The organism is Brucella anthropi, assembly GCF_046630315.1.
Taxonomy (GTDB): domain Bacteria; phylum Pseudomonadota; class Alphaproteobacteria; order Rhizobiales; family Rhizobiaceae; genus Brucella; species Brucella anthropi_A.
Window position 1 is genome coordinate 138,581 of sequence record NZ_LQBD01000006.1, and the last position, 22,604, is coordinate 161,184.

Consider the following 22,604-nt stretch of genomic DNA (forward strand, 5'->3'; position numbering starts at 1 on the left):
ATTCATGCATGCGTTTTTTCAAGAGTGCGGTTGTGGCGGGCGGAACGGCTGCTTGTGTATGGGCCGGATTTGCCGGCGTTGCCGATGCGGCCTCGACGGTAACATTGGTTCCACACCGCGCGGTCTATGATCTGACCCTGGATCGTGCCGATGAAAAATCAGGGATCAGCGGACTGACCGGACGCATGGTCTATGAGTTCAACGGATCGGCGTGTGAAGGCTATACCACCAATTTCCGTTTCGTAACGCGGATCGACATGGAAGAGCAGCCGCAGCGCGTGACCGATCAGCAGACGACGACATTCGAGGGGGCGGACGGAAAGAACTTTCGCTTCGTCAACAAGACCTTCGTGGACAAGGAACTGGTCAAGGAAGTGCGCGGCGACGCGAAGCTTGAGGGCGGCAAGACAGTTGTTGAGCTGAGCAAGCCGAAGGAAAACAAGCTGGATCTCAAGGGGACACAGTTCCCGACCGGGCATATGGAAGAGCTGATCGGCAAGGCGGAAGCCGGGCAGAAATTCTACCAGACGTCGCTTTTCGATGCGTCCGAAGACGCCGACCGGGTGGTTGCCACCACCGTCGTCGTCGGCAAGGAGCAGGATCTGCCGGACGACGAGACCAAGGTGATGGGCAAGTTTTCCAAGGATCGGGTCTGGCCTGTAACGATTGCCTATTTCGATGACAAGGAAAAGCAGGATGGCCTGCCGATCTACCGCATCAATTTCAAGCTTTATCGCAATGGAATTACCCGCGACCTCACCATGGATTATGGAGATTTTTCCATGCATGGGAAGCTTGTGAAGCTTGATGTCTACGATACTGCAAAGGATAAAGTGATCTGCGATAAATAACTTTTGGGTTAACCATCGTTTTGTTCTGTGCTTTATGTTCTGATGGGCTGGGATTATTGTTGATGTAAGGAGGAATGAATGTTAAATAATTTAATTATTCAACGGTGTTTTTTATGAAAAACTATATTTCCCTTATTCTCGTTTCCGCTGCGCTTTTTACAGCGCCGCTGATTTCCTTGACAACCGCCGAGGCCAAAGCGGATCGCGTCAGCATGTCTGCCGCCCCGGCGCATTGCCATGTCCCGACCAAGGCGAAAGTGGCCGCGCTGTTTGACCGCTGGAACAATTCGCTGCGGACGGGCGATCCGGCGAAGGTGGTGGCGAACTACGCGGAAGATGCAGTCCTGCTGCCGACGCTTTCCAAGGAAGTGCGCCATACGCAAAAACAGCGTGAGGCTTATTTCCGTGACTTTTTGAAGAAAAAGCCAGTCGGCCATATCGATAGCCGCACCATTCGCACTGGCTGTAACAAGGCCATCGATACAGGCACCTATACGTTTACCTTCGGTGACGGCAGCAAGGCGGATGCGCGCTATACATTCACCTATGTCTGGACCGGCAAGGACTGGCTGATTTCTTCCCATCACTCTTCCGCAATGCCGCATTAAAACGCGTTTCGATCTGATCGAAGCAGGATCGGAAATCAGTCCGGTGGGCTGATTTCCCCGCGCAGGCGCTCCGCACTTTCCGGAATGGGCTTCAAGCGCTATTCTATGTGTGCAAATCCGCGCGGCGGGGCGGGCTAAAGCCCTTGCCTGCCGTATTTCCCGCGGTTTCGGGGTTGCATTTTGCGGCGCGATCGGTTAACAGCGCGCCTATTCCACACACGGGATTGGGCTTTTGTCGGGAGAAATCCGGCAAAGACCTCCGGTGGCGAGCGATCGCCTCAGCCCGTGGAGGTTAAACCGGAAAAGGAAAATAAAGATGGCATTGCCTGATTTCAGCATGCGCCAGCTTCTGGAAGCTGGTGTTCACTTCGGCCACCAGACCCACCGCTGGAACCCGAAAATGGCGCCATACATCTATGGTGATCGTAACAACATCCACATTCTCGACCTGTCCCAGACCGTTCCCCTGCTGCACAATGCGCTGAAGGTCGTTTCGGACACGGTTGCCCGCGGCGGTCGCGTTCTGTTCGTCGGCACGAAGCGTCAGGCTTCGGACATCATTGCCGATGCCGCCAACCGTTCGGCACAGTATTATGTCAATGCGCGCTGGCTCGGCGGCATGATGACCAACTGGAAGACGATCTCCAACTCGATCCAGCGTCTGCGCAAGCTCGACGAACTGCTGGCCGGCGAAGCCCAGGGCTTCACCAAGAAGGAACGTCTCAACCTTGAGCGTGAGCGCGAAAAGCTCGACCGTGCGCTCGGCGGTATCAAGGACATGGGTTCGGTTCCGGACCTGATGTTCATCATCGACACCAACAAGGAAGCGATTGCCATTCAGGAAGCCAAGCGTCTTGGTATTCCGGTTGTCGCCGTGATCGACTCCAACTGCGATCCCGACCAGATCGATTACCCGATCCCGGGCAACGATGACGCCGCACGCGCTATCGCCCTCTACTGCGATCTGATCGCTCGCGCTGCTCTGGACGGTATTGCCCGTCAGCAGGGCGCGATGGGCATCGACGTCGGTGCGCAGGCCGAGGCTCCGATTGAGCCTGCCCTCGAAGCTCCGGCTGAAGGCGCTTGATCAGCGTATGATTTCATCCATCCGTCATATCTGTGATAGGGCGGGTGGATAATCTCGTTTCATCCCGGTGCGGGATTGTGATTCCCGGCGTGCAATGCGCAGGCCAATCGCAATCCAAAAACCAAGCGCCGGTTAAAAGTTGGCACACCCATCCGGTGTGCCTTCGCTTTCATGAAAGGCGATATCATGAGCATTTCCGCATCTCTCGTCAAAGAACTCCGCGACCTCACCGGCGCCGGCATGATGGACTGCAAGGCTGCACTTGCCGAAACCAATGGCGACATCGAAGCTGCCGTTGACTGGCTGCGCGCCAAGGGCATTGCAAAGGCCGACAAGAAGGCCGGCCGCACGGCTGCCGAAGGTCTGGTCGGCGTTGCAGCTTCCGGCAACAAGGCTGTTGTCGTCGAAGTCAACTCCGAAACCGACTTCGTTGCCCGCAACGATGCTTTCCAGGATCTCGTCCGCAAGATCGCTCAGGCTGCCTTGTCGACCGACGGTTCGACCGAAGCTGTGGCCAACGCCAATGTTGACGGCAAGACCGTTACCGAAACGGCGAAGGACGCTGTTGCCACCATCGGTGAAAACATTGGTTTCCGCCGCTCGGCTGCGCTGACCGTCCCGCAGGGCGTTGTCGCGACCTATATCCACAATGGCGTTGCTGACGGCCTTGGCAAGCTCGGCGTTCTCGTTGCAATCGAAACCGCAGGTGACGTGGAAGCTGCAAACGCATTCGGTCGCCAGGTTGCCATGCATGTTGCTGCAATCAACCCGCTGGCCCTGACCGCCGAAGACGTAGACCCGGCTGCCGCCGAGCGCGAAAAGGCGATCTTCATCGAGCAGGCCCGTGAATCCGGCAAGCCGGACAACATCATCGAAAAGATGATCGAAGGCCGCATGCGCAAGTTCTACGAAGAAGTCGTTCTTCTTTCGCAGGCTTTCGTCATCAATCCCGATCTGACGGTTGCAGCTGCCCTCAAGGAAGCTGAAAAGACCATCGGTGCACCGGCCAAGATCACCGGCTTTGTCCGCGTCGCTCTCGGTGAAGGCATCGAAAAGGAAGAAACCGATTTCGCTGCTGAAGTGGCGGCTGCTGCCAAGGGCTAACGGCTCTGCTTTTCAGCGCGTCTTGTCCTGAAAGGCGGTTTTCGCTTTTCGCAATGCGCTGAATGCCTGAAAAGGCTTTTGATTATGAAGGGCATCGCGTGACAACGCGGTGCCCTTCGTGTATCGGAACCCGAACACAACCACTCGATCACAGTTTTGCGGAGAGCATCCAATGCCAGGTCAACCCGCCTATAAGCGCGTCCTCTTGAAAGCCTCGGGCGAGGCCTTGATGGGCAGTCAGGGCTTTGGCATCGATGTTTCGGTTGCGGACCGTATTGCAAACGATATCAAGCAGGCGCGGGCCTTGGGCGTTGAGGTCGGCGTGGTGATCGGCGGGGGAAATATTTTCCGCGGCGTCGCGGTCGCCTCCAAGGGCGGAGATCGTGTGACCGGCGATCACATGGGAATGCTGGCTACCGTCATCAACTCGCTGGCGCTGCGCACGTCCCTTCACAAGATCGGTGTTGATTCTGTCGTACTTTCCGCCATCGCCATGCCCGAAATCTGTGAGAGCTTTTCGCAGAGACAGGCGACAGCCTATATGGATGAGGGCAAGGTTGTGATCTTTGCCGGCGGTACCGGAAATCCATTCTTCACGACGGATTCGGCGGCAGCCCTTCGTGCGGCGGAAATCGAAGCGGATGCGCTCCTGAAGGGAACGCAGGTCGACGGAATTTATTCCGCCGACCCGAAGAAGGACCCGAATGCAACGCGTTTCGACCGCCTGACCCACAAGGAAGTACTCGATCGCGGGCTTGCGGTGATGGATACGGCAGCGGTTGCCCTTGCGCGGGAGAACAACATTCCGATAATAGTCTATTCCATCCATGAAAACGGCGGCTTGGCCGAAATTCTGCAAGGCAAGGGGCGCTGCACGATCGTTTCCGATAATTGATCGACCCTTGCTTCGTATCGAAGGAGAAAATGCATGAGTGATGCTTTTGACATCAACGACCTGAAACGCCGCATGGAAGGCGCTATCAACTCTTTGAAGCACGACCTTAACGGTCTGCGTACGGGCCGCGCCTCGGCAAGCCTGCTGGAGCCGATCGTGATCGAGGCCTATGGCTCGACAATGCCGATCAATCAGGTCGCCAATATCACGGTTCCCGAATCGCGCATGCTTTCGGTGTCTGTCTGGGACAAGAGCATGGTGGGGGCCGTGGAACGCGCAATTCGCGATTCCGGCCTCGGTCTCAATCCGATCACGGATGGCACGACGCTGCGCATCCCGCTGCCGGAATTGAACGAACAGCGCCGCAAGGAACTGGTCAAGATCGCGCACCAATATGCCGAGCAGGGCCGCATTGCCGCCCGCCATGTTCGCCGCGACGGTATGGACACGCTGAAAAAGCTGGAGAAGGACAGCCTGATCAGTCAGGATGATGGCCGCGTTCTGTCTGAAAAAGTGCAGAAGCTGACCGACGAAACCATCGCCGAGATGGATAAGGTCGTTGCCGTGAAAGAAGGGGAGATCATGCAGGTCTAGGACTTGCATGATTTTCATTGAAGGAGAGCTTCGCCATGTCCGATCCGCGCCACATCGCCATTATCATGGATGGCAATGGCCGTTGGGCAAAGGCGCGCAATTTGCCGCGCAGTGCCGGGCATCGGGCCGGCGTCGAAGCTCTTCGTGAGACGGTAAGGGCAGCCGGTGATCGCGGTCTCGGCTACCTGACCCTGTTTGCATTCTCGTCGGAAAACTGGTCCCGCCCGAGCGGTGAGGTGAACGATCTTCTGGGTTTGCTGAAGATTTTCATTCGTCGTGATCTTGCGGAACTGCACCGCAATAATGTGCGGGTCAGCATTATCGGCGAACGCGACGGGCTTGCGGCGGATATTCGTGCATTGCTGATCGAAGCCGAAACGCTTACGCACCGCAATACGGGTCTCAACCTCATTATAGCTTTCAACTACGGGGCCCGCGACGAGATCGTCCGTGCCGTGCGAAGCCTGGCGCGCGATGTCGCTGCCGGGCGGCTTGATCCGGCTTCTATTTCCAGCGAGCTGGTTTCGGCAAATCTCGACACGGCGGGGATACCCGATCCGGATCTCATCATCCGCACCAGCGGGGAAATGCGCCTGTCGAATTTTCTGCTCTGGCAGGCAGCCTATTCCGAGTTTCTGTTCCTGCCCATTCATTGGCCGGATTTCCGTTCATCGGACCTCGATGCGGCCTATGAGGCCTTTCGCCAGCGCGAACGTCGTTTCGGGGGCGTGGAAGTGCGCGCCGGGATGGATGGGCGTGAAGAAGAAATCGCATGCCCTTCGACCAAGGGGGCGGCTGTCTAAGGTGGTTCCAGAGAGGTGGAACGACTGAAAATGCTTTAATATGGCGCAAGCCGGTCCGTCGAAAGGTCTCAATGTCCAATCTGCAAACCCGTATCATCACTGCCATTGTTCTCGGTGCGGCCGCTCTGTGGCTGACATGGGTGGGCGGTCTGGGTTTTACGCTGTTTTCGATTGCGATCGGATTGGCGATGTTCCACGAATGGACAAGCCTCACCGCACCGAAACAAACCTTGTTTTCACGTCTGTTCGGCTGGGGATGGATGGTGCTTACCGGCATTCTGCTCGTTGTGGACCGGAGCGCATTGTTGACAATCGGTGTGCTGCTCGCAGGCACACTCATTCTTTTGCTCACGCAGTGGCGGGCAGGGCGGGGCTGGCCGGCGGCGGGGCTTTTCTATGCGGGCTTCTCGGCGGTTTCGCTTTCACTGCTGCGCGGCGATGAGCCGTTCGGATTTACCGCGATTGTTTTCCTCTTCGCCGTCGTGTGGTCGACCGATATTGCCGCCTACTTCAATGGCAGGGCGCTGGGCGGGCCGAAACTCGCCCCGCGCTTTTCCCCAAACAAGACATGGTCCGGCGCCATTGGCGGCGCTGCTGCCGCAGTCGCCGGCGGTATTCTGGTTGCATCTCTGGTTGCTGCTCCCGGCAGTTGGGTTGTCCCGCTGCTTGCCTTGCTGCTGTCGATTGTTTCGCAGATCGGCGATCTTGCGGAATCATGGGTGAAGCGCCAGTTCGGTGCGAAGGATTCCGGCCGTCTTCTGCCCGGCCATGGCGGTGTTCTGGATCGCGTTGACGGACTTGTAGCGGCTGCCGCACTTTTGTACCTGTTTGGTGCAATCTTCGCCGAGCCCGACGTACCGTCCGCGATTTTTTTTGGTTTCTAACAGCCCAACGAATGAGTTTATGAATTGCTCAAGATCCTTTCAGCTCCTCGTTGGCTCGATAATGTTTCGTAAGGAGTAGTGATTTGCAGGAGGCGTTGGCCTTTTTTCTGGGTGGCGAAAGCCTGCTTGTCGGGACCATCATTCCATTTCTCTTTGTTCTGACCGTTGTGGTTTTTGTCCATGAGATGGGCCATTATCTGGTCGCGCGCTGGTGCGGCATTGGCTCACAGGCTTTTTCGATCGGTTTTGGCCCCGAATTGATCGGCTTTACGGATCGTCACGGAACACGATGGAAAATTTCCGCCATTCCACTTGGCGGTTATGTCAAGTTCATCGGCGATGAAAGTGCCACGAGTTCTCCGGTCGATGTCAATAATGCAAGTTTGAGCGAAGACGAGCAGCGCAGGGCATTTCATACGCAGCCGGTGTGGAAGCGCGCGGCGACTGTCTTTGCCGGCCCTGCTTTCAATATCATTTTGACGATCGTGATCTTCAGCGTCTTCTTCGCGCTTTACGGGCGCCAGATTTCCGATCCGCTCATCGCCGGTGTCCAGCCCGGCAGTCCGGCGGCGGAAGCCGGTTTCAAGGCGGGAGATCGCTTTGTCAGCGTCGATGGTGAGAAGATCGCAACTTTCTCGGATGTGCAGCGGATTGTGTCCGGCCGGGCTGGCGATAAGCTGAATTTCACCGTGGAACGTGACGGCAAGATGGTGGATATTCAGGCCGTGCCGGCAATTGTCGAGCGGACGGATCCGCTTGGAAACAAGATCAAGCTTGGCGCCATCGGCGTGGAGACCACCGAAGCGGTCGGCAATTTCCGCCGGATTGAATACGGTCCCCTCGAATCAGTGGGGCAGGCTGTCCTGGAAACAGGCTATATTATCAGCCGGACCGGAGAGTTTTTCCAACGCTTCGCGGTCGGGCGTGAGGATAAATGCCAGCTGGGCGGTCCGGTCAAGATCGCCAATATGGCCGGCAAGGCGGCAAGTCAGGGTTTTGACTGGCTCGTTCAACTGATGGCAATGTTGTCCGTCGGCATCGGGCTTTTGAATCTGTTTCCGCTGCCGCCGCTGGATGGCGGACATCTTGTTTTCTACGCAGTGGAGGCCATAAAGGGTAGCCCGGTTTCCGCTGCTGCTCAGGAAATTTTCTACCGTGCAGGGTTCCTCCTTGTTATGGGATTCATGGGTTTCGTACTTTTCAATGACCTGTTTGCCTGCTAGAGGACTCTCCGGCTGGCTCAGGTGGTGATCTTGGGATGGGGCAGGCTGGAGGGTTCCAGCCCGCTAACCGCCATGATGCATATCTTTTCCGATGAGGATCGGGAAAGGTGTTAAACAGAAGTGAAAATTGGGAGTGACTGCTGGAAAAGCTAAGCAATTTGTTTACCATAACGCTTAAATCGCGTGGCGCGGATGCCACGCTGGTTGCTTAAGTAAACAGAATTTAACTGTGACGCTTGCTTGTATGGAAAAACCGGGTATGACGGTTGTATCTGTACGTGCTTTTCTGGGTTAATCGCCCCGGGGACAGAAAGAAACGAAGGTTCGGAAAGCCTATGACGGCAAGTTCTAAATTCTTTGGCGCCGCTTCTGCGCTCGCCATGTCAGTGGCTCTTGTGGCTTCGGGTACTGCTGCGCTCTCGCTGGCTTCGGTCAATGTAGCTGAGGCTGCTGTCGTCAGCCGTATCGAGGTGCGTGGCAATACGCGCGTCGACGCACAGACCATCCGTGACAATATCGATATTCGTCCGGGGAAGGCCTTCACCAGCGCCGATATCGATGCCGCGGTGAAGCGTCTGTTCGCGATGGGGCTGTTCTCGGATGTTCGTATCAACCAGTCCGGCAATACGCTTGTTGTGAATGTTTCAGAGCGTTCTGTCGTCAACAACGTGCTCTTCCAGGGCAACAAGAAGATCAAGGATCCTGATCTTGCCCGCGCCGTTCAGCTCAAGCCGCGTTCGCCTTACGATGCTGCGACGATGGAATCGGACGTCGAGGCCATCAAAGGGGCCTATGCTCATATCGGGCGCAGCGATGCGACCGTGAATGCGCGTACCGTCGATCTCGGCCAGGGACGTGTGAACGTCGTCTATGAAATCAATGAAGGCTCGCGCACGAAGATCGCGAATGTCGATTTCGTCGGCAATCAGGCATTCAGTGCCCGCCGTCTGCGTGATGTGATCTCGACGAAGCGCTCGAATCCGCTTTCGTGGCTGACGCGCAATGACGTCTATGATGAAGGTCGCCTTCAGGCTGACGAAGAAACGCTCCGTCGTTTCTACTACAACCGCGGTTACGCCGATTTCCGCGTCGTGTCGTCGAATGCCGTTCTCGACCCTTCCACGAACGAATACACCATCACCATCACTGTTGATGAAGGCCAGCGTTACACGTTTGGCGATGTGAGCGTGGAAAGCAATGTTGAGGGCGTTGACGGACAGGCTCTGGACCATTTGGTCAAGACCCGTTCGGGCAAGCCTTACAGCGCCAAGGAAATTGAAGACTCCGTTCTTGCCGTTACCGAGAATGTCGCCGGCAGCGGCTATGCCTTTGCAAAGGTTGAACCGCGTGGCGATCGTGACTTCGAAAACCACACCATTTCCGTCGTTTATAGCGTTGACCAGGGGCCGCGCGCTTATATCCAGCGCATTGAAATCCGTGGCAATGACAAGACCCGCGACTTCGTGATTCGTCGCGAGTTCGACATGAATGAGGGTGATGCCTTCAATCAGGTCATGGTGCAGCGTGCGAAGCGCCGTCTCGAAGCCCTTGATTTCTTCCAGACGGTCAATATCTCGACCGCGCCGGGTTCCGAGCCGGATCAGGTCATTCTGGTTGTTGATGTTGTTGAAAAATCGACGGGTGAGTTCTCGATCGGCGGCGGTTATACGACCGGTGGCGAATCGCCGGGTGCGCAGGTCGAAGCTGCCATCACCGAGCGTAACTTCCTCGGACGTGGTCAGTATGTTCGCATCAGCGCCGGTGCCGGTCAGGACGATATGCGCAATTATGGCCTGTCGTTTACCGAGCCGTATTTCCTCGGCTATCGCCTTTCGGCTGGCTTCGACGTCTTCCGCCGCACATATCGTGTGAACGACGATTATGATGTCGAGCAGACGGGTGGTACGATCCGTTTCGGTCTGCCGATCACGGATAATTTCTCGGCAGGCATCGCGTATAACCTCGTTCAGGAAAAGTATGACCTGTTCCGTTCGGATGCACAGGACTATTATGCTCCTGCCTTGCTTGAGGCGGCTGAAAACAGCCCATGGCTCCGGTCTTCGATCAGCTATTCGCTGACCTACAACTCCATCGATGACATGAAGAATCCGCATGACGGTCTTTATGGCAAGTTCACGCAGGAGTTTGCCGGTCTCGGTGGTGACGCGAAGTACATCAAGACGACCGCCAAGGCGAACTACTACAAGACGCTTTCGCAGGAAGCCGATATCGTCGGTATGCTGGGTGTTGGTGGTGGTTATATCCACGAATTCGGCAATGATGGTGTCCGCATCTTCGACCTGTTCAAGAACAATTCGGATATCATTCGCGGCTTCAAGTTCAACGGTATCGGTCCTTACCAGGATGCGGCGAACGGCAGGCGTTACTGGCTGGGCGGGACGACCTACTTCAACGGTACGGCTGAAGTTCAGTTCCCCATGCCGCTCATTCCTGAGAGCCTCGGTGTCCGTGGCGCATTGTTTGCGGATGCAGCAACGCTTTACGGCAATAATACCCCGGATGCTCTCGGCGACGACAAGAAGCTTCGCGCTTCGGTCGGTCTTAGCCTGATGTGGGCTTCGCCATTTGGTCCGTTGCGTTTTGACTATGCATTCCCGGTTGTAAAGGCTGATACCGATAAGGTTCAGAATTTCAACTTTGGTGTTTCGACCAGCTTCTAATAGATTTGCCTTTTCCCGGGGTGTAAAAGCCCCGGGGAAGAAAGTGTTTTGATGGCAGATCCTGTTTTTTTCGCGCCTTCGCGTGAGATCACGATTGGCGATATAGCAGATTTTACCGGTGCAAGTCTTCGTGACCCGAAGCTTGCGCTGCGTTCTGTTGTGCGTCTTTCTTCTTTGAAAGATGCTGCTGACGGTTCTCTCGTCTTTGTCGAAGGCAAAAAGAATGCCGACGGTCTTTCCTCGCTCAATGCTGCAGCCGTTCTTTGCACGGAAGCTCTGGCCGATAGTGTGCCGTCGCATATAGCTGCTCTGATTACCCGCAATCCGCAGCGGGATTTCGCGTCTGTTGGTCGGATGTTGTTTCCGTCCTCCGTCAGGCCGGTCAGCTGGTTTGGAGAAACAGGTGTTTCTTCAGCGGCGATTATACACCCAACGGCACAGATAGAGGATGGGGCAACCATCGAGGCCGGAGCGGTGATCGGAAAGGATGTGACCGTTGGCTCCGGTACGCTTGTCGCGTCAACGGCGGTGATTGGAGAGGGAAGCCAGATCGGCCGAAACAGCTATATTGCGCCGGGGGTTACAGTCCAGTGCGCTTTTATCGGCAATCAGGTTTCGCTTCATCCCGGCGTTCGTATCGGGCAAGACGGATTTGGCTATGTTCCAGGCCCGGCTGGTTTGGAAAAGGTGCCACAACTCGGTCGTGTCATTATTCAGGACAATGTCGAGATCGGCGCCAATACGACGGTTGACCGCGGCTCGTTGAACGACACTATCATCGGTGAAGGTACGAAGATCGATAATCTTGTCCAGATAGCACATAATGTGCGGATCGGTCGGTTCTGTATCGTTGCGGCACATTGCGGCATTTCCGGCAGCTGCGTTATCGGCGATCAGACGATGCTGGGCGGGCGCGTTGGGCTTGCCGATCATTTGATTATCGGCTCGCGCGTTCAGGTGGCAGCGGCGAGCGGCGTGATGAATGACATACCCGATGGGGAACGTTGGGGTGGTATTCCCGCGCGGCCTATCAAGCAGTGGTTCCGCGATATTGCGAACATCCGCAGCATCGGGCAATCGAGAAAGGAGCAATCCTCTGATGAGTGATGCAAATCAGACCAAGCTGGAAGCAGCAGATATCCAGGACCTTCTGGCCGTGTTGCCGCATCGCTATCCGTTTTTGCTGATCGACCGGATCGTCGACATCGATGGCGATGTCTCTGCGACCGGCATCAAGAATGTAACGATAAACGAGCCGCATTTCACGGGACATTTTCCGGAAAAGCCGATCATGCCTGGCGTGTTGATTATTGAAGCCATGGCACAGACAGCGGGTGCTATCTCGCTGCTTCAGCGCAAGACCGGACGTCCCGGCGTGGTCTATTTCATGACCATAGACAATGCGAAATTCCGACGCCCGGTTATACCGGGAGATCAGCTTCTCCTTCATGTCAAGAAGATCAAACAGCGTGCAAATATCTCGAAATATGAATGCATTGCCGAAGTTGACGGTGTAAAGGTTGCGGAAGCTGAAGTCGCTGCCATGATCAGCACAGCTGAAGAAAGCCAGTGAGCATATCAATGAAAGAAACATTCATTCACCCCACCGCCCTCGTAGAGCCGGGTGTGGAACTGGGGCAGGGTGTGTCTGTCGGCCCCTTTTGTCATATTCAGTCTGGCGCTGTCATCGGCGACAATTCGGAGTTGATGAGCCATGTCGTCGTGACCGGGGCGACAACGCTGGGCACGGGCGGTAAGGTCTATCCGCATGCGATTCTGGGGTGCGATCCGCAGAACAATAAGCACAAGGGCGGTCCGACCAAGCTCAACATTGGTACAAACTGCCTGATCCGCGAAGGCGTGACCATGCACAAAGGGTCCGACAGTGCGCGCGGTTACACGTCGGTCGGCGATAATTGTTCGTTTCTGGCCTATGCCCATGTGGCCCATGATTGCGATATCGGCGATCATGTTACATTTTCCAACAATGTGATGATCGGCGGTCATACGACTATCGGTCATCACGCCATCCTGGGCGGGGGGGCTGCGATCCATCAGTTTGTGCGCATCGGCCATCATGCCTTCGTTGGCGGCATGGCTGCGGTTGTAAGCGATCTGATCCCTTATGGCATGGCAATCGGCGTGCACGCCCATCTTGGCGGGTTGAACATCATCGGCATGAAGCGCTCCGGTATGGAACGCAAGGAGATTCATAATCTTCGTCATGCTGTTCGGATGCTTTTTGACCGCACAAAGCCAATCCGGGACCGTGCGAGGGATGTTCTGGTTGCGATCCCGGATTCTCCGGCTGTCATTGACATGATTGATTTCATCAATGTCGATACCAAGCGTGCCTATTGTACGCCTCCGCTCGATGCGGTCCATGGTGGGGCCGGGCATGACAGCGACGAAGATTGAGAAACAATCGCGTCTCGCGGATAATGCGGGACGCGTTGCGATCATCGCCGGCAACGGGCTGTTGCCGATCAATGTAGCGGGAGCTCTTGAAACTGCGGGAAAAGCGCCTTTCCTCGTGCCGTTGCGCGGGGAGGCCGACCCGGTCCTTTACAAATATGAGCATCAGGAAATTTCGATCGTAGAGTTTGCAAAACTCGTGCGGTCCATGAAAGCCGCCGGTGTCGAGCGGGTGGTTCTCGCCGGGGGCGTGACAAGCAGGCCCCATGTCGGCGACCTGAAATTTGACTGGCCGACCCTGCGTGCGGTGCCTTATGTCTTACGTGCATTGGGTCAGGGCGACGATGCTCTTCTGCGTGCATTCATAGGCCTGTTGGAATCTTTCGGTTTCAAAGTCGTCGGAGCCCATGCGGTCGTCCCTAATCTGCTTTCCCCGTCTCCGGCCCAAATCCTGACCCGGAATGCACCGGATGCCCGCGAGCGCCATAATCTTGAACTTGCGATGGAATCTGCGCTTCGCCTGGGTGATCTCGATGTCGGGCAGGGCGCTGTGGCTGTTGGCGGTCGTGTGGTGGCGCTCGAAGGGGCGGAAGGCACAGACCAGATGATCGAGCGTGTGCGCGAATTGCGTGCAGCCGGTCGCATACCGCGGCGCGGCGGTGTTCTCGTCAAGATGGCGAAGCCGCGGCAGGACGAAAGGGCTGATCTTCCGACCATTGGAATCTCGACCGTGAACAACGCCGCGCAAGCCGGTTTGTCAGGAATAGCGGTTGAGGCGGGCAGGACATTCATTCTAGGCTTTGGCGAAACCATCGCTGCGGCAAATGACAAGGGCCTTTTCATCGAGACGGTCAGCCGCGAGAAAAAGGACAGCAAGACGTGAGCACCACCAGCCGGCCATTGAAAATTGCAATCGTGGCCGGTGAGGAATCCGGTGATCTTCTTGGGGCCGATCTGATTGACGCGCTGCGGATGCAGACGGACCGTCTGGTGGATATTGTGGGGGTCGGTGGGGATCATCTTGCAGCCCGGGGACTGAAATCTTTTTTCGATCCACACGAGATTGCCCTTATGGGGCTCGGCGCAATTCTCAAGAATTTACCGGGTCTGATGCTGCGTATCCGGCAGACGGCGCAACGCATTGTTGCGGAGAAGCCGGATTGCGTCCTCTTGATCGACAGCCCCGAATTTACGCACCGCGTCGCCAGAAAGATCAGGGCCGCAAATCCTTCAATCCCGATCGTGAAATATATAGCGCCGAGTGTGTGGGCGTGGCGGCCGCAACGTGCACGGGCGATGAAGGCCTATTTCGACCACGTGCTGACGATCCTTCCGTTTGAAGTCGAGGTCATGCAGCGTTTGAGCGGGCCGGATGCCACTTATGTGGGACACCGTCTATCGAGCTATGCGCCGATAGTGCAGGCACGCGCCGAGCAAAAAGCCCTTGAGACGCAACGAACGGACGAATCCCGGAAAACGCTGCTGGTTCTGCCGGGTTCTCGCCGCACGGAAATCCAGATGCTCATGGAGCCGTTCGGACAGGCGGTCGGCGAACTTGCCGCGCGGATTGAAAAGCTCGATGTCATTCTGCCGACATTGCCCCGCATTGAGGAAATGGTGCGGGATCTTTCGAAAAGCTGGGCCGTCAAACCGCTCATTGTGCTGGGCGATGCGGAAAAGTGGAAAGCGTTTTCGAAAGCCGATGCAGCACTTGCCGCCTCCGGGACGGTCTCGCTGGAACTGGCTCTGGCGCGCATTCCAAGCGTGCTTTCCTATAAGGCGGATTGGTTTGCACGCAAGTTTCTGATGCCGAAGATCACCATCTGGAGTGCGGCGCTGCCCAATATCATCGCCGATGAACCGGTGGTGCCTGAATATTTCAACGAGTTCGTTCGTCCCGGAATGCTCGCCCGCAACCTGGAGCGGTTGATGCGGCCCGGATCGGCGCGCCAGGCGCAGCTGGATGGGTTTGACAGGGTGGCTTCGATCATGGCGACGGAGCAGCCGTCGGGTGAGATTGGAGCGCAGGTTATTCTGGAACTGGCAGGCGTTTCCGTGCGTTGATTTATCGGGGCGATGAGGACATTAAAAAACCCCGGTTGCCAAAGGCAACCGGGGTTTTTTGTAGGTCTGATGCTTATTTACGCTTTGCGAGCGGTACGTAATCGCGTTCGGCAGCGCCGGTATAAAGCTGGCGCGGACGGCCGATCTTCTGCTGCGGATCTTCGATCATTTCCTTCCACTGCGCGACCCAGCCGACGGTACGGGCGAGCGCAAACAGAACCGTGAACATTTCGGTCGGGAAGCCGAGAGCCTTCAGGGTGATGCCGGAATAGAAGTCGATGTTCGGGTAGAGCTTCTTCTCGATGAAATATTCATCCGTCAGGGCGATCTTTTCGAGTTCCATCGCCACGTCGAGCAACGGATCGTCCTTGATTCCGAGTTCGCCCAGAACTTCATGGCAGGTCTTCTGCATGATCTTGGCGCGCGGATCGTAGTTCTTGTAAACGCGGTGGCCGAAGCCCATCAGGCGGAACGGATCATTCTTGTCCTTTGCACGCGCAATGAATTCGGGAATGCGATCGACAGAACCGATCTCGGCCAGCATGTTGAGCGCGGCTTCATTTGCGCCGCCATGGGCCGGACCCCAGAGGCAGGCAACGCCGGCAGCGATACATGCAAATGGATTGGCGCCCGATGAGCCGGCAAGACGCACGGTCGAGGTCGAGGCGTTCTGCTCATGATCCGCGTGCAGGATGAAGATGCGGTCCATTGCGCGCGCCAGAACCGGATTGACCTTGTAGTCCTCGCATGGAACGCCGAAGCACATATGCAGGAAGTTCGATGCGAAATCGAGGTCGTTCTTCGGGTACATGAACGGCTGGCCGATATGGTACTTGTAGGCCATGGCGGCAAGCGTCGGAACCTTGGCGATCAGACGAATCGAGGCGACCATGCGCTGATGCGGGTCGGTGATATCGGTCGAGTCATGATAGAAGGCCGACATCGCGCCGACACAGCCGACCATCACAGCCATGGGATGAGCGTCCCGACGGAAGCCGGTAAAGAACTTCGTCATCTGCTCATGGATCATGGTGTGGCGCGTCACACGATAGTCGAAGTCGGACTTCTGCGTGGCGGTCGGCAATTCGCCGTAGAGAAGCAGATAGCAGGTTTCGAGGAAATCACCGTGTTCGGCGAGCTGGTCGATCGGATAACCGCGATAGAGCAGGGTGCCCTCGTCGCCATCGATATAAGTGATCTTGGATTCGCACGATGCCGTGGAGGTGAAGCCCGGATCGTAGGTGAACATCTGGGAGTTCTTGTAGAGTGGGCCGATATCAACGACGTCTGGTCCGACAGTGCCTTGTCGCACAGGCAGATCGAATGTTTTGCCTTCTAGTGTAAAGCTGGCTGTCTTGTCTGACATCGTGTTTCCTTTCATGTCCACTTTACCGCCCGCACGACGGCAGAATTGTAATCGCTCTTATAATCGTCTTTTATCTCTTGGAATGGCCCCCGCCCCAGTGGGAACAATCAGTGGAGACCATCAGCGTTTAACGCATTATCCTAACGATTTTGCCCGTCAAACTATCCCAAACCGTTCGCGATGCAATGCGTAATTTGAACTATTTACGCCGGTTTTGTCACGTCAGCGTGAATGATCCCATCTTAAACGATTTGATCGCGAATACGCCCGAGAGACTCCTCACGGCCAAGCACGAACAGCACGTCGAATACGCCCGGAGAGGTAGCACGTCCGGTCAGGGCTGCACGCAGGGGTTGCGCAATCTTGCCCAGTTTCAGCCCGGTTTTCTCCGCGTGAGTCCGCACGACGCCATCAAGGGACTCAACCGTCCATGTGCCAGCGGCTTCCAAGTCCGGGAGAACGGATTTGAGCACGGCGCGCCCTTCCTCATTCAGGAGAGACGCTGCTTTCTCGTCGAGATCGAGCGGGCGCGAGGCGAAGATGAACTTCGATCCGTCGGCCAGTTCCACCAGGGTTTTGGCGCGATCCTTCAAGCCGGGCATGGCGGCAAGCAATTGTGCGCTTCGCCTGTCGTCCAGGGCGTCGGCAATTTCCTTGCCGCCTTCGATCTCCGGCAGAACCGTGACGAGCGCATCGTAAAGCGCCTTGTCATCGCTGGCACGCATATAGACGCCATTGATCGCCTCAAGCTTCTGGAAATCGAAGCGGGCCGCACCCTTGTTGATGTCCTTCACATCGAACCATTCGATCATCTGTTCGGTCGACATGATTTCGTCGTCTCCATGGCTCCAGCCGAGACGCACGAGATAATTGCGCAGCGCTGCGGGCAAATAGCCCATGGCACGATAGGCATCAACGCCCAGAGCACCGTGACGCTTGGAGAGTTTTGCACCGTCCGCACCATGAATGAGCGGGATATGCGACATTTGCGGCACGTCCCAGCCCATGGCGTTGTAGATGACAGTCTGCCGCGCGGCATTGGTCAGATGATCGTCGCCGCGAATGATGTGCGTTACGCCCATATCGTGGTCATCGACAACAACCGCATGCATATAGGTAGGCGTTCCGTCGGAACGCAGAATGATGAAATCATCGAGATCCTTGTTGGGGAAACGCACGTCGCCCTGCACGGCATCCTGCACGAGCGTTTCGCCTTCCTGCGGTGCCTTGATGCGGATGACAGGTTTCACGCCTGCCGGTGCCTCGGACGGATCGCGGTCGCGCCAGCGACCGTCATAACGCGGCGGACGGCCTTCGGCGCGTGCCTTCTCGCGCATTTCTTCCAGTTCTTCCGGCGTCGCATAGCAATAATAGGCCTTGCCGAGGGCAATCAGTTCTTCCGCCACTTCGCGATGGCGAGGTGCGCGCTCGAATTGCGATATCGCCTCACCGTCCCAATCCAGCCCCAGCCAGGTCAACCCATCGAGGATGGCAGCCGTGGCAGCGTCGGTGGAACGTTCGCGGTCGGTATCTTCGATGCGCAGCAGCATCTTGCCGCCATTGTGCTTGGCATAGAGCCAGTTGAACAGGGCGGTGCGCGCACCGCCAATATGCAGATACCCCGTGGGCGAGGGGGCAAAACGGGTAACGACCGCTTTCGACATGACAGCTCCACTATGTCGTGCGCCTTTTTTTAAGCAGCGGCGAATGCCGGAGACACAGGCGCGAACTTGAATTCCAATGCCTGCACGAGAACGCCCGGCAGGTAATCGGGGTTCGTGATGAGAACCCTCTCGATTTCGGCTGCGGTTCATGTAGCATAGGCAGCATCTTGCGCAAGGGTTTCGCATCTCTTTCGCACCGATGTGCCGTTGTTCTTTCGGGGTATTCGACGGTCTGGGCTAACTTTTGCGGTCAGGCGGGGGCATGACAGGCATCAGGGAAGCGAGCGATATAAACGAACGGGCGCTTGTGAGGAACATGCCCGATGGTTTCGTGCGCACCCTGTTGCCCGAAGCGTGGCCCTCCAATGAAACAGGGTCTCCGGCACATTCGGCGCCGATCCAGCCGCCCGCACCCAAACTGCGTGAACGTCTCCTGTCCGTCCCCCTCATTGCTCGGGAACAGATCAGGACCACAATCGAAACTGAAGCCGGACGCGGCGTCTTCTTTCTTTTGCTGCCGGTTTTTGCCGGCATTGGCGCAATCATCTATTTTACGCTTTCGTTCGAGCCGGCATGGACACCGCTTCTGTCCATGCTCGGAATTGCCATTCTCTTGCGGATTGCGACGCGCAGGCATCATGTCGCCGCGCAGTGCATGACGTTGGCTCTTGCCTTGACCGCCGGTGTTGTGGTCGGCAAATGGGAAACGGAACGGCGTGCGACGCCGATGCTGGGCTCCGATGTCGCAACACGTATAACGGGCCGGGTGGTTGCGCTTGAATATCAGGATAATGGAAGCTGGCGGATAACGCTCGATGTCCTCCAGACCGAGCGCCCGAAGCTTCGTTATCCGCCAAAACGCATTCGCATCAATGCGCGGGATATTCCGGCCTCGACGTCGATCGGCAGCGGACTGACAGGCTTTGCGCGATTGCGCAATCCGTCAGGCCCGGTTCGTCCCGGCAATTATGATTTTTCGTTTCATGCTTATTTCAACGGCATCGGTGCCAATGGCTTCTTTCTCGGAACGCCCAAAGTGGCGGTGGTTCCCCCGCCGAACGAACTGACTGCCGAGGTTTCACAGTGGATCGCCATGTTGCGTGTTCGGGTTTCGGAGCGAATAGAAGAAGTAATCGGCGGCGAGGACGGAAGCGTTGCATCGGCCCTTGTGGCGGGCACGCGTGCGGGGATCAGCGAAAAGACCAATGAGGATCTGCGCAAGGCCGGCCTTGCGCATATTCTGTCGATCTCCGGCCTGCATATGGCGCTTGCCGCCGGTGTCGTCATGCTGACGCTGCGGTCGCTCTTCGCGTTATTTCCGGCTTTCAGCATGCATCATCCGGTGAAGAAATATGCGGCCTTTCTCTCCCTCTTGAGCTGTACCTTCTATCTTGCCATGTCGGGTGCAGATGTTGCAGCGCAGCGAAGCTATGTGATGATTGCAGTCATGCTCGGGGCGTTGCTGGTGGATCGCGCGGCGATAAGCATGCGCAATCTGGCGATTGCGGCTGTTGCGATGATTGCGATTTCACCGCATGAAATACTGGGGCCTAGTTTTCAGATGTCTTTCTCCGCCACTGCCGCTCTGATCGCGGGCTATGGTTGGTGGAGCGAGCGCAATGCGACCAGGCATGCAGGCAAGGAAAAGCGTGAAAAGCCCGCCCGCAGTTTCATGGGAAAGCTGTTGAAGCCTGTCACGGCGGCCGCCGGCACGTCGCTCATCGCAGGATTGGCGAGTGGAATTTTTGCTGCTTATCATTTCAATAATACAGCGCCGCTGGGCTTGGTGGGAAACATTCTCGCCGAGCCCGCAATCGCTCTTCTCGTCATGCCGTTCGCCGTCTTCGGTCTTGTGCTGATGCCGTTGCAGCTGGACTGGGTGCCATTGCAGATCATGGGATGGGGCATTTTTGCAGTGAGGCACATTGCTGCTTTTGTGGCGGCATGGTCGCCCGATGGCAATCCGGGCGCAATGCCTGCTCTCACGCTTGTTCTCTGGGCGATTGCGCTTGTTCTGGCCGTTGTGTTGTCCACCAGACTGAAAGCGCTGGCACTCCCTTTCATCGTTCTTGGCCTTGCGGTTTTTGTCAGGGAGCCTTTTCCCGATATCGTGGTTACGGAAGATGCCAGACTGGTGGGCGTCCGATTGGCGGATGGGAGATTTGCAGTTAACCGAGATCGGCCGTCACAGTTCATGATCGACAACTGGAGAGCTGCTTATCTGGTAAAAGAGTTCATTGCGCCATCGTCGGGCAAAACCAAAAAACAGACTGATCCTGACGGCTTTGAATGCGAAGACGGACTATGCACAATCGTTTTGCATGACGGCCGCACACTTGCCTACACTGCGGATGTGACAATGCAGGAGATCGCCTGCAATGTCGGCGATGTGGTCATTCTCGCTGTTCCGGGCAAAAACCCTTCGTGCCCTCGTTCCACAGCCCCTCGTTCCACAGCCCCTCGTTCCACAGCTTTGAGCATCAGCAAACGCGATCTGGCCCTGAAAGGAGCTGCGGAAATCAGGCTTGGAAAAGCAGGGGGGAAACGGCAGCTTTCACAGGCTGCATTGGGGCCGTTACTTCAAACCCATAAATCCTCACAAGGCCAGCCAATACCCGATCTGCAATCGAACGACGAAATACGGTTTGCAGTCGATGTGCCAAGCCGTCCTTGGCATCTGCACCGTATCCATTCGCGTTCGGCTCGCGGCTTGGCCGAACATGCCTATAAACCCAAATCCCGTTTTATCGAAAATGCAAATAGCTGCACGGCAGAGGCGAACGATGAACCGCCAGTCTGCAATTGATTGATCGTTTGCCGCTGAAACGGGAGCGCGGGACCGTCTTTCACCTCGCTTAAGAACCCTACTTCAACAAGTCGCGCGCATTTTCGATACACAAATGCTTTAGTAACGTCGGATCAGGCCGACAAGCTTGCCTTGCACACGCACGCGGTCCGGTCCGAAGATCCGTGTTTCATAAGCCGGGTTGGCTGCTTCGAGAGCAATGGATGCGCCCTTGCGGCGGAAGCGTTTCAACGTCGCTTCTTCGTCATCGACGAGAGCCACGACGATCTCGCCGGGATTGGCTGTCTCGCCGCGCTTGATGATGACTGTATCCCCGTCGAAGATCCCCGCATCGATCATTGAATCGCCTTTGACCTCAAGCGCATAATGCTCTCCTGCGCCGATCATTTCCGGCGGAAGGCTGAGGGAATGTGTCTGGTTCTGAATTGCAGAAATAGGCACACCTGCCGCAATGCGTCCCATGACGGGGACGGACACGGTCGTCGATGTGTCGTCATTGGTGGCGGCTGGAGCAGGGCGCGTCGATGGCGGCGGCGCCTTGCCGAGACTGCCTTCGATAACACTGGGGGCGAACTTCTTCTGGGCGTTGAGGCCCGGAGCGATGGAGTCAGGCAGGCGCAAAACTTCAAGCGCACGGGCCCGGTTCGGCAGGCGGCGGATGAAGCTGCGCTCTTCCAAAGCGGTAATCAGACGATGGATACCCGATTTTGAAGCCAGATCGAGTGCTTCTTTCATTTCGTCGAAAGAAGGGGGGATACCCGTTTCTTTCAGACGTTCATGAATGAACAGCAGAAGCTCGTGCTGTTTACGGGTTAACATGCGCGACACCCTCCCGGTCTAGAATCGAGAAAACAAAACCGGAACGAACACTATATGTTCCAGTCTTGTTCTGCAATGGTTTTAAAATCATTAATGGGGGAAGCAGGTCAGTTACATGGAGGCATAAAATGCGGATGAGCGATAATAGAGGGTGCTTTTTCTTATTAAGTTGTTGAAAACAATATCTAATCTAACTGGGCTGGAAATGTGGCGATTTTGATATGACTGTCATTCCGTAAAGCCTATGACATGTTGAATTTATTGCTGTTTTTATGACCGTGGAAGCTAGCGGCACGGCCCACAAGCGGAAAGCTAGTTGATCGAATTTTCTTGGTTTCAAGGCGTCTGTCTCAACGGCGTTGCCGCACTATTGCCTCGCTGACGTTTTCGTTGCGGTGCGGGCGTGTTTCCAGAACTCCACTTTTGGCTGTGATAGCGAATCAAAAAACTGTGCTTGTTTCGTTTGGATCGGCTTCCTGCCTCTGTGTCTTTTTGACAACCGAAGACATTGCCAAGCAAACGCTTATTGATGCCAAGAGCACGCTTGTCTGATGATTTGATGAATACAAAAAATTTTAAGATGAGCATCGATCAAGCGATCTGAAACCGGGTCACTGTTGGCTTGGAGGTTTTGTTGCATTCAAAGGGAGGGGTATGCAGTAGAATATTGGGATAAAAATTTAAACTTGTAATTTATAATATATATAATTTATTATACTCTGATTTTTAATTTATTATAC

Annotated in this window: 19 protein-coding genes; 16 read left to right on the plus strand and 3 right to left on the minus strand. The window is 56.0% G+C overall.

Features of this window, described 5'->3' with window-relative positions:
• Positions 1-8: 8 nt before the first annotated feature.
• The 15 genes from eipB (at position 9) to lpxB (ending at position 15,209) form a co-directional block, all read left to right on the plus strand.
• Positions 9-851: a cell envelope integrity protein EipB gene (gene eipB, locus AVM02_RS04835; protein ID WP_411505861.1), complete on the plus strand. Its 843-nt coding sequence runs from the start codon at positions 9-11 to the stop codon at positions 849-851.
• Between the two features lie 113 nt (positions 852-964).
• A complete protein-coding gene (locus AVM02_RS04840; protein ID WP_411505862.1) occupies positions 965-1,459 on the plus strand; it encodes an SgcJ/EcaC family oxidoreductase in 495 nt (164 codons plus the stop codon).
• A 316-nt stretch (positions 1,460-1,775) separates the two neighbouring features.
• A complete protein-coding gene (rpsB, locus tag AVM02_RS04845) occupies positions 1,776-2,546 on the plus strand; it encodes a 30S ribosomal protein S2 (RefSeq protein WP_411505863.1) in 771 nt (256 codons plus the stop codon).
• A 186-nt stretch (positions 2,547-2,732) separates the two neighbouring features.
• On the plus strand, positions 2,733-3,650 hold the full coding sequence (tsf, locus tag AVM02_RS04850; RefSeq protein ID WP_411505864.1) for a translation elongation factor Ts: 918 nt from the start codon (positions 2,733-2,735) through the stop codon (positions 3,648-3,650).
• 172 nt (positions 3,651-3,822) lie between these two features.
• The gene (gene pyrH / locus AVM02_RS04855) at positions 3,823-4,545 is read left to right on the plus strand and encodes a UMP kinase (RefSeq protein WP_411505865.1); all 723 of its coding nucleotides are present in this window, start codon (positions 3,823-3,825) and stop codon (positions 4,543-4,545) included.
• Between the two features lie 33 nt (positions 4,546-4,578).
• Positions 4,579-5,139, plus strand: a complete 561-nt coding sequence (gene frr / locus AVM02_RS04860) for a ribosome recycling factor (protein WP_010659979.1) — start codon at positions 4,579-4,581, stop codon at positions 5,137-5,139.
• 35 nt (positions 5,140-5,174) lie between these two features.
• Positions 5,175-5,942, plus strand: coding sequence for an isoprenyl transferase (locus AVM02_RS04865; RefSeq protein WP_411505866.1), 768 nt, complete (start codon positions 5,175-5,177; stop codon positions 5,940-5,942).
• Between the two features lie 71 nt (positions 5,943-6,013).
• A complete protein-coding gene (locus AVM02_RS04870; protein ID WP_411505867.1) occupies positions 6,014-6,826 on the plus strand; it encodes a phosphatidate cytidylyltransferase in 813 nt (270 codons plus the stop codon).
• Between the two features lie 83 nt (positions 6,827-6,909).
• Positions 6,910-8,049 carry an RIP metalloprotease RseP gene (gene rseP, locus AVM02_RS04875; protein ID WP_411505868.1) on the plus strand — a complete coding sequence of 380 codons (1,140 nt, stop codon included), beginning with the start codon at positions 6,910-6,912 and terminating at the stop codon, positions 8,047-8,049.
• Positions 8,050-8,384: 335 nt separating this feature from the next.
• Entirely contained in the window at positions 8,385-10,730 is a 2,346-nt protein-coding gene (bamA, locus tag AVM02_RS04880) for an outer membrane protein assembly factor BamA (protein WP_411505869.1), read from the plus strand.
• A gap of 51 nt (positions 10,731-10,781) precedes the next feature.
• The gene (gene lpxD / locus AVM02_RS04885) at positions 10,782-11,837 is read left to right on the plus strand and encodes a UDP-3-O-(3-hydroxymyristoyl)glucosamine N-acyltransferase (protein WP_411505870.1); all 1,056 of its coding nucleotides are present in this window, start codon (positions 10,782-10,784) and stop codon (positions 11,835-11,837) included.
• The gene (fabZ, locus tag AVM02_RS04890) at positions 11,830-12,303 is read left to right on the plus strand and encodes a 3-hydroxyacyl-ACP dehydratase FabZ (protein WP_411505871.1); all 474 of its coding nucleotides are present in this window, start codon (positions 11,830-11,832) and stop codon (positions 12,301-12,303) included. Before lpxD ends, fabZ begins: the two co-directional genes overlap by 8 nt.
• Before the next feature lie 8 nt (positions 12,304-12,311).
• The gene (gene lpxA, locus AVM02_RS04895; RefSeq protein WP_411505872.1) at positions 12,312-13,148 is read left to right on the plus strand and encodes an acyl-ACP--UDP-N-acetylglucosamine O-acyltransferase; all 837 of its coding nucleotides are present in this window, start codon (positions 12,312-12,314) and stop codon (positions 13,146-13,148) included.
• A complete protein-coding gene (locus AVM02_RS04900; RefSeq protein ID WP_411505873.1) occupies positions 13,129-14,028 on the plus strand; it encodes an LpxI family protein in 900 nt (299 codons plus the stop codon). The genes lpxA and AVM02_RS04900 overlap by 20 nt, the downstream gene beginning before the upstream one ends.
• Positions 14,025-15,209, plus strand: coding sequence for a lipid-A-disaccharide synthase (gene lpxB / locus AVM02_RS04905; RefSeq protein ID WP_411505874.1), 1,185 nt, complete (start codon positions 14,025-14,027; stop codon positions 15,207-15,209). Before AVM02_RS04900 ends, lpxB begins: the two co-directional genes overlap by 4 nt.
• Positions 15,210-15,282: 73 nt before the next feature.
• On the opposite strand, the gene gltA is transcribed toward lpxB, so the two are convergent.
• Both gltA and gltX read right to left on the minus strand, forming a co-directional pair.
• Complete coding sequence (gene gltA / locus AVM02_RS04910; protein WP_411505875.1) at positions 15,283-16,575, minus strand: citrate synthase; 1,293 nt, start codon at positions 16,573-16,575, stop codon at positions 15,283-15,285.
• Between the two features lie 242 nt (positions 16,576-16,817).
• Complete coding sequence (gene gltX / locus AVM02_RS04915; protein WP_411505876.1) at positions 16,818-18,239, minus strand: glutamate--tRNA ligase; 1,422 nt, start codon at positions 18,237-18,239, stop codon at positions 16,818-16,820.
• A gap of 262 nt (positions 18,240-18,501) precedes the next feature.
• Between gltX and AVM02_RS04920 the strand changes: the two genes are divergently transcribed.
• Positions 18,502-21,045: a ComEC/Rec2 family competence protein gene (locus AVM02_RS04920; protein WP_411505877.1), complete on the plus strand. Its 2,544-nt coding sequence runs from the start codon at positions 18,502-18,504 to the stop codon at positions 21,043-21,045.
• 99 nt (positions 21,046-21,144) lie between these two features.
• Here AVM02_RS04920 and lexA read toward each other — a convergent pair whose 3' ends face one another.
• Positions 21,145-21,864, minus strand: a complete 720-nt coding sequence (gene lexA, locus AVM02_RS04925) for a transcriptional repressor LexA (RefSeq protein ID WP_411505878.1) — start codon at positions 21,862-21,864, stop codon at positions 21,145-21,147.
• Between the last annotated feature and the right edge of the window lie 740 nt (positions 21,865-22,604).

Coding starts and splice junctions, on each gene's coding strand:
- eipB (WP_411505861.1), top strand. CDS start 9: ATGCGTTTTTTCAAGAGTGCGGTTGTGGCGGGCGGAACGGCTGCTTGT.
- AVM02_RS04840 (WP_411505862.1), top strand. CDS start 965: ATGAAAAACTATATTTCCCTTATTCTCGTTTCCGCTGCGCTTTTTACA.
- rpsB (WP_411505863.1), top strand. CDS start 1,776: ATGGCATTGCCTGATTTCAGCATGCGCCAGCTTCTGGAAGCTGGTGTT.
- tsf (WP_411505864.1), top strand. CDS start 2,733: ATGAGCATTTCCGCATCTCTCGTCAAAGAACTCCGCGACCTCACCGGC.
- pyrH (WP_411505865.1), top strand. CDS start 3,823: ATGCCAGGTCAACCCGCCTATAAGCGCGTCCTCTTGAAAGCCTCGGGC.
- frr (WP_010659979.1), top strand. CDS start 4,579: ATGAGTGATGCTTTTGACATCAACGACCTGAAACGCCGCATGGAAGGC.
- AVM02_RS04865 (WP_411505866.1), top strand. CDS start 5,175: ATGTCCGATCCGCGCCACATCGCCATTATCATGGATGGCAATGGCCGT.
- AVM02_RS04870 (WP_411505867.1), top strand. CDS start 6,014: ATGTCCAATCTGCAAACCCGTATCATCACTGCCATTGTTCTCGGTGCG.
- bamA (WP_411505869.1), top strand. CDS start 8,385: ATGACGGCAAGTTCTAAATTCTTTGGCGCCGCTTCTGCGCTCGCCATG.
- lpxD (WP_411505870.1), top strand. CDS start 10,782: ATGGCAGATCCTGTTTTTTTCGCGCCTTCGCGTGAGATCACGATTGGC.
- fabZ (WP_411505871.1), top strand. CDS start 11,830: ATGAGTGATGCAAATCAGACCAAGCTGGAAGCAGCAGATATCCAGGAC.
- lpxA (WP_411505872.1), top strand. CDS start 12,312: ATGAAAGAAACATTCATTCACCCCACCGCCCTCGTAGAGCCGGGTGTG.
- AVM02_RS04900 (WP_411505873.1), top strand. CDS start 13,129: ATGACAGCGACGAAGATTGAGAAACAATCGCGTCTCGCGGATAATGCG.
- gltA (WP_411505875.1), bottom strand. CDS start 16,575: ATGTCAGACAAGACAGCCAGCTTTACACTAGAAGGCAAAACATTCGAT.
- gltX (WP_411505876.1), bottom strand. CDS start 18,239: ATGTCGAAAGCGGTCGTTACCCGTTTTGCCCCCTCGCCCACGGGGTAT.
- AVM02_RS04920 (WP_411505877.1), top strand. CDS start 18,502: ATGACAGGCATCAGGGAAGCGAGCGATATAAACGAACGGGCGCTTGTG.
- lexA (WP_411505878.1), bottom strand. CDS start 21,864: ATGTTAACCCGTAAACAGCACGAGCTTCTGCTGTTCATTCATGAACGT.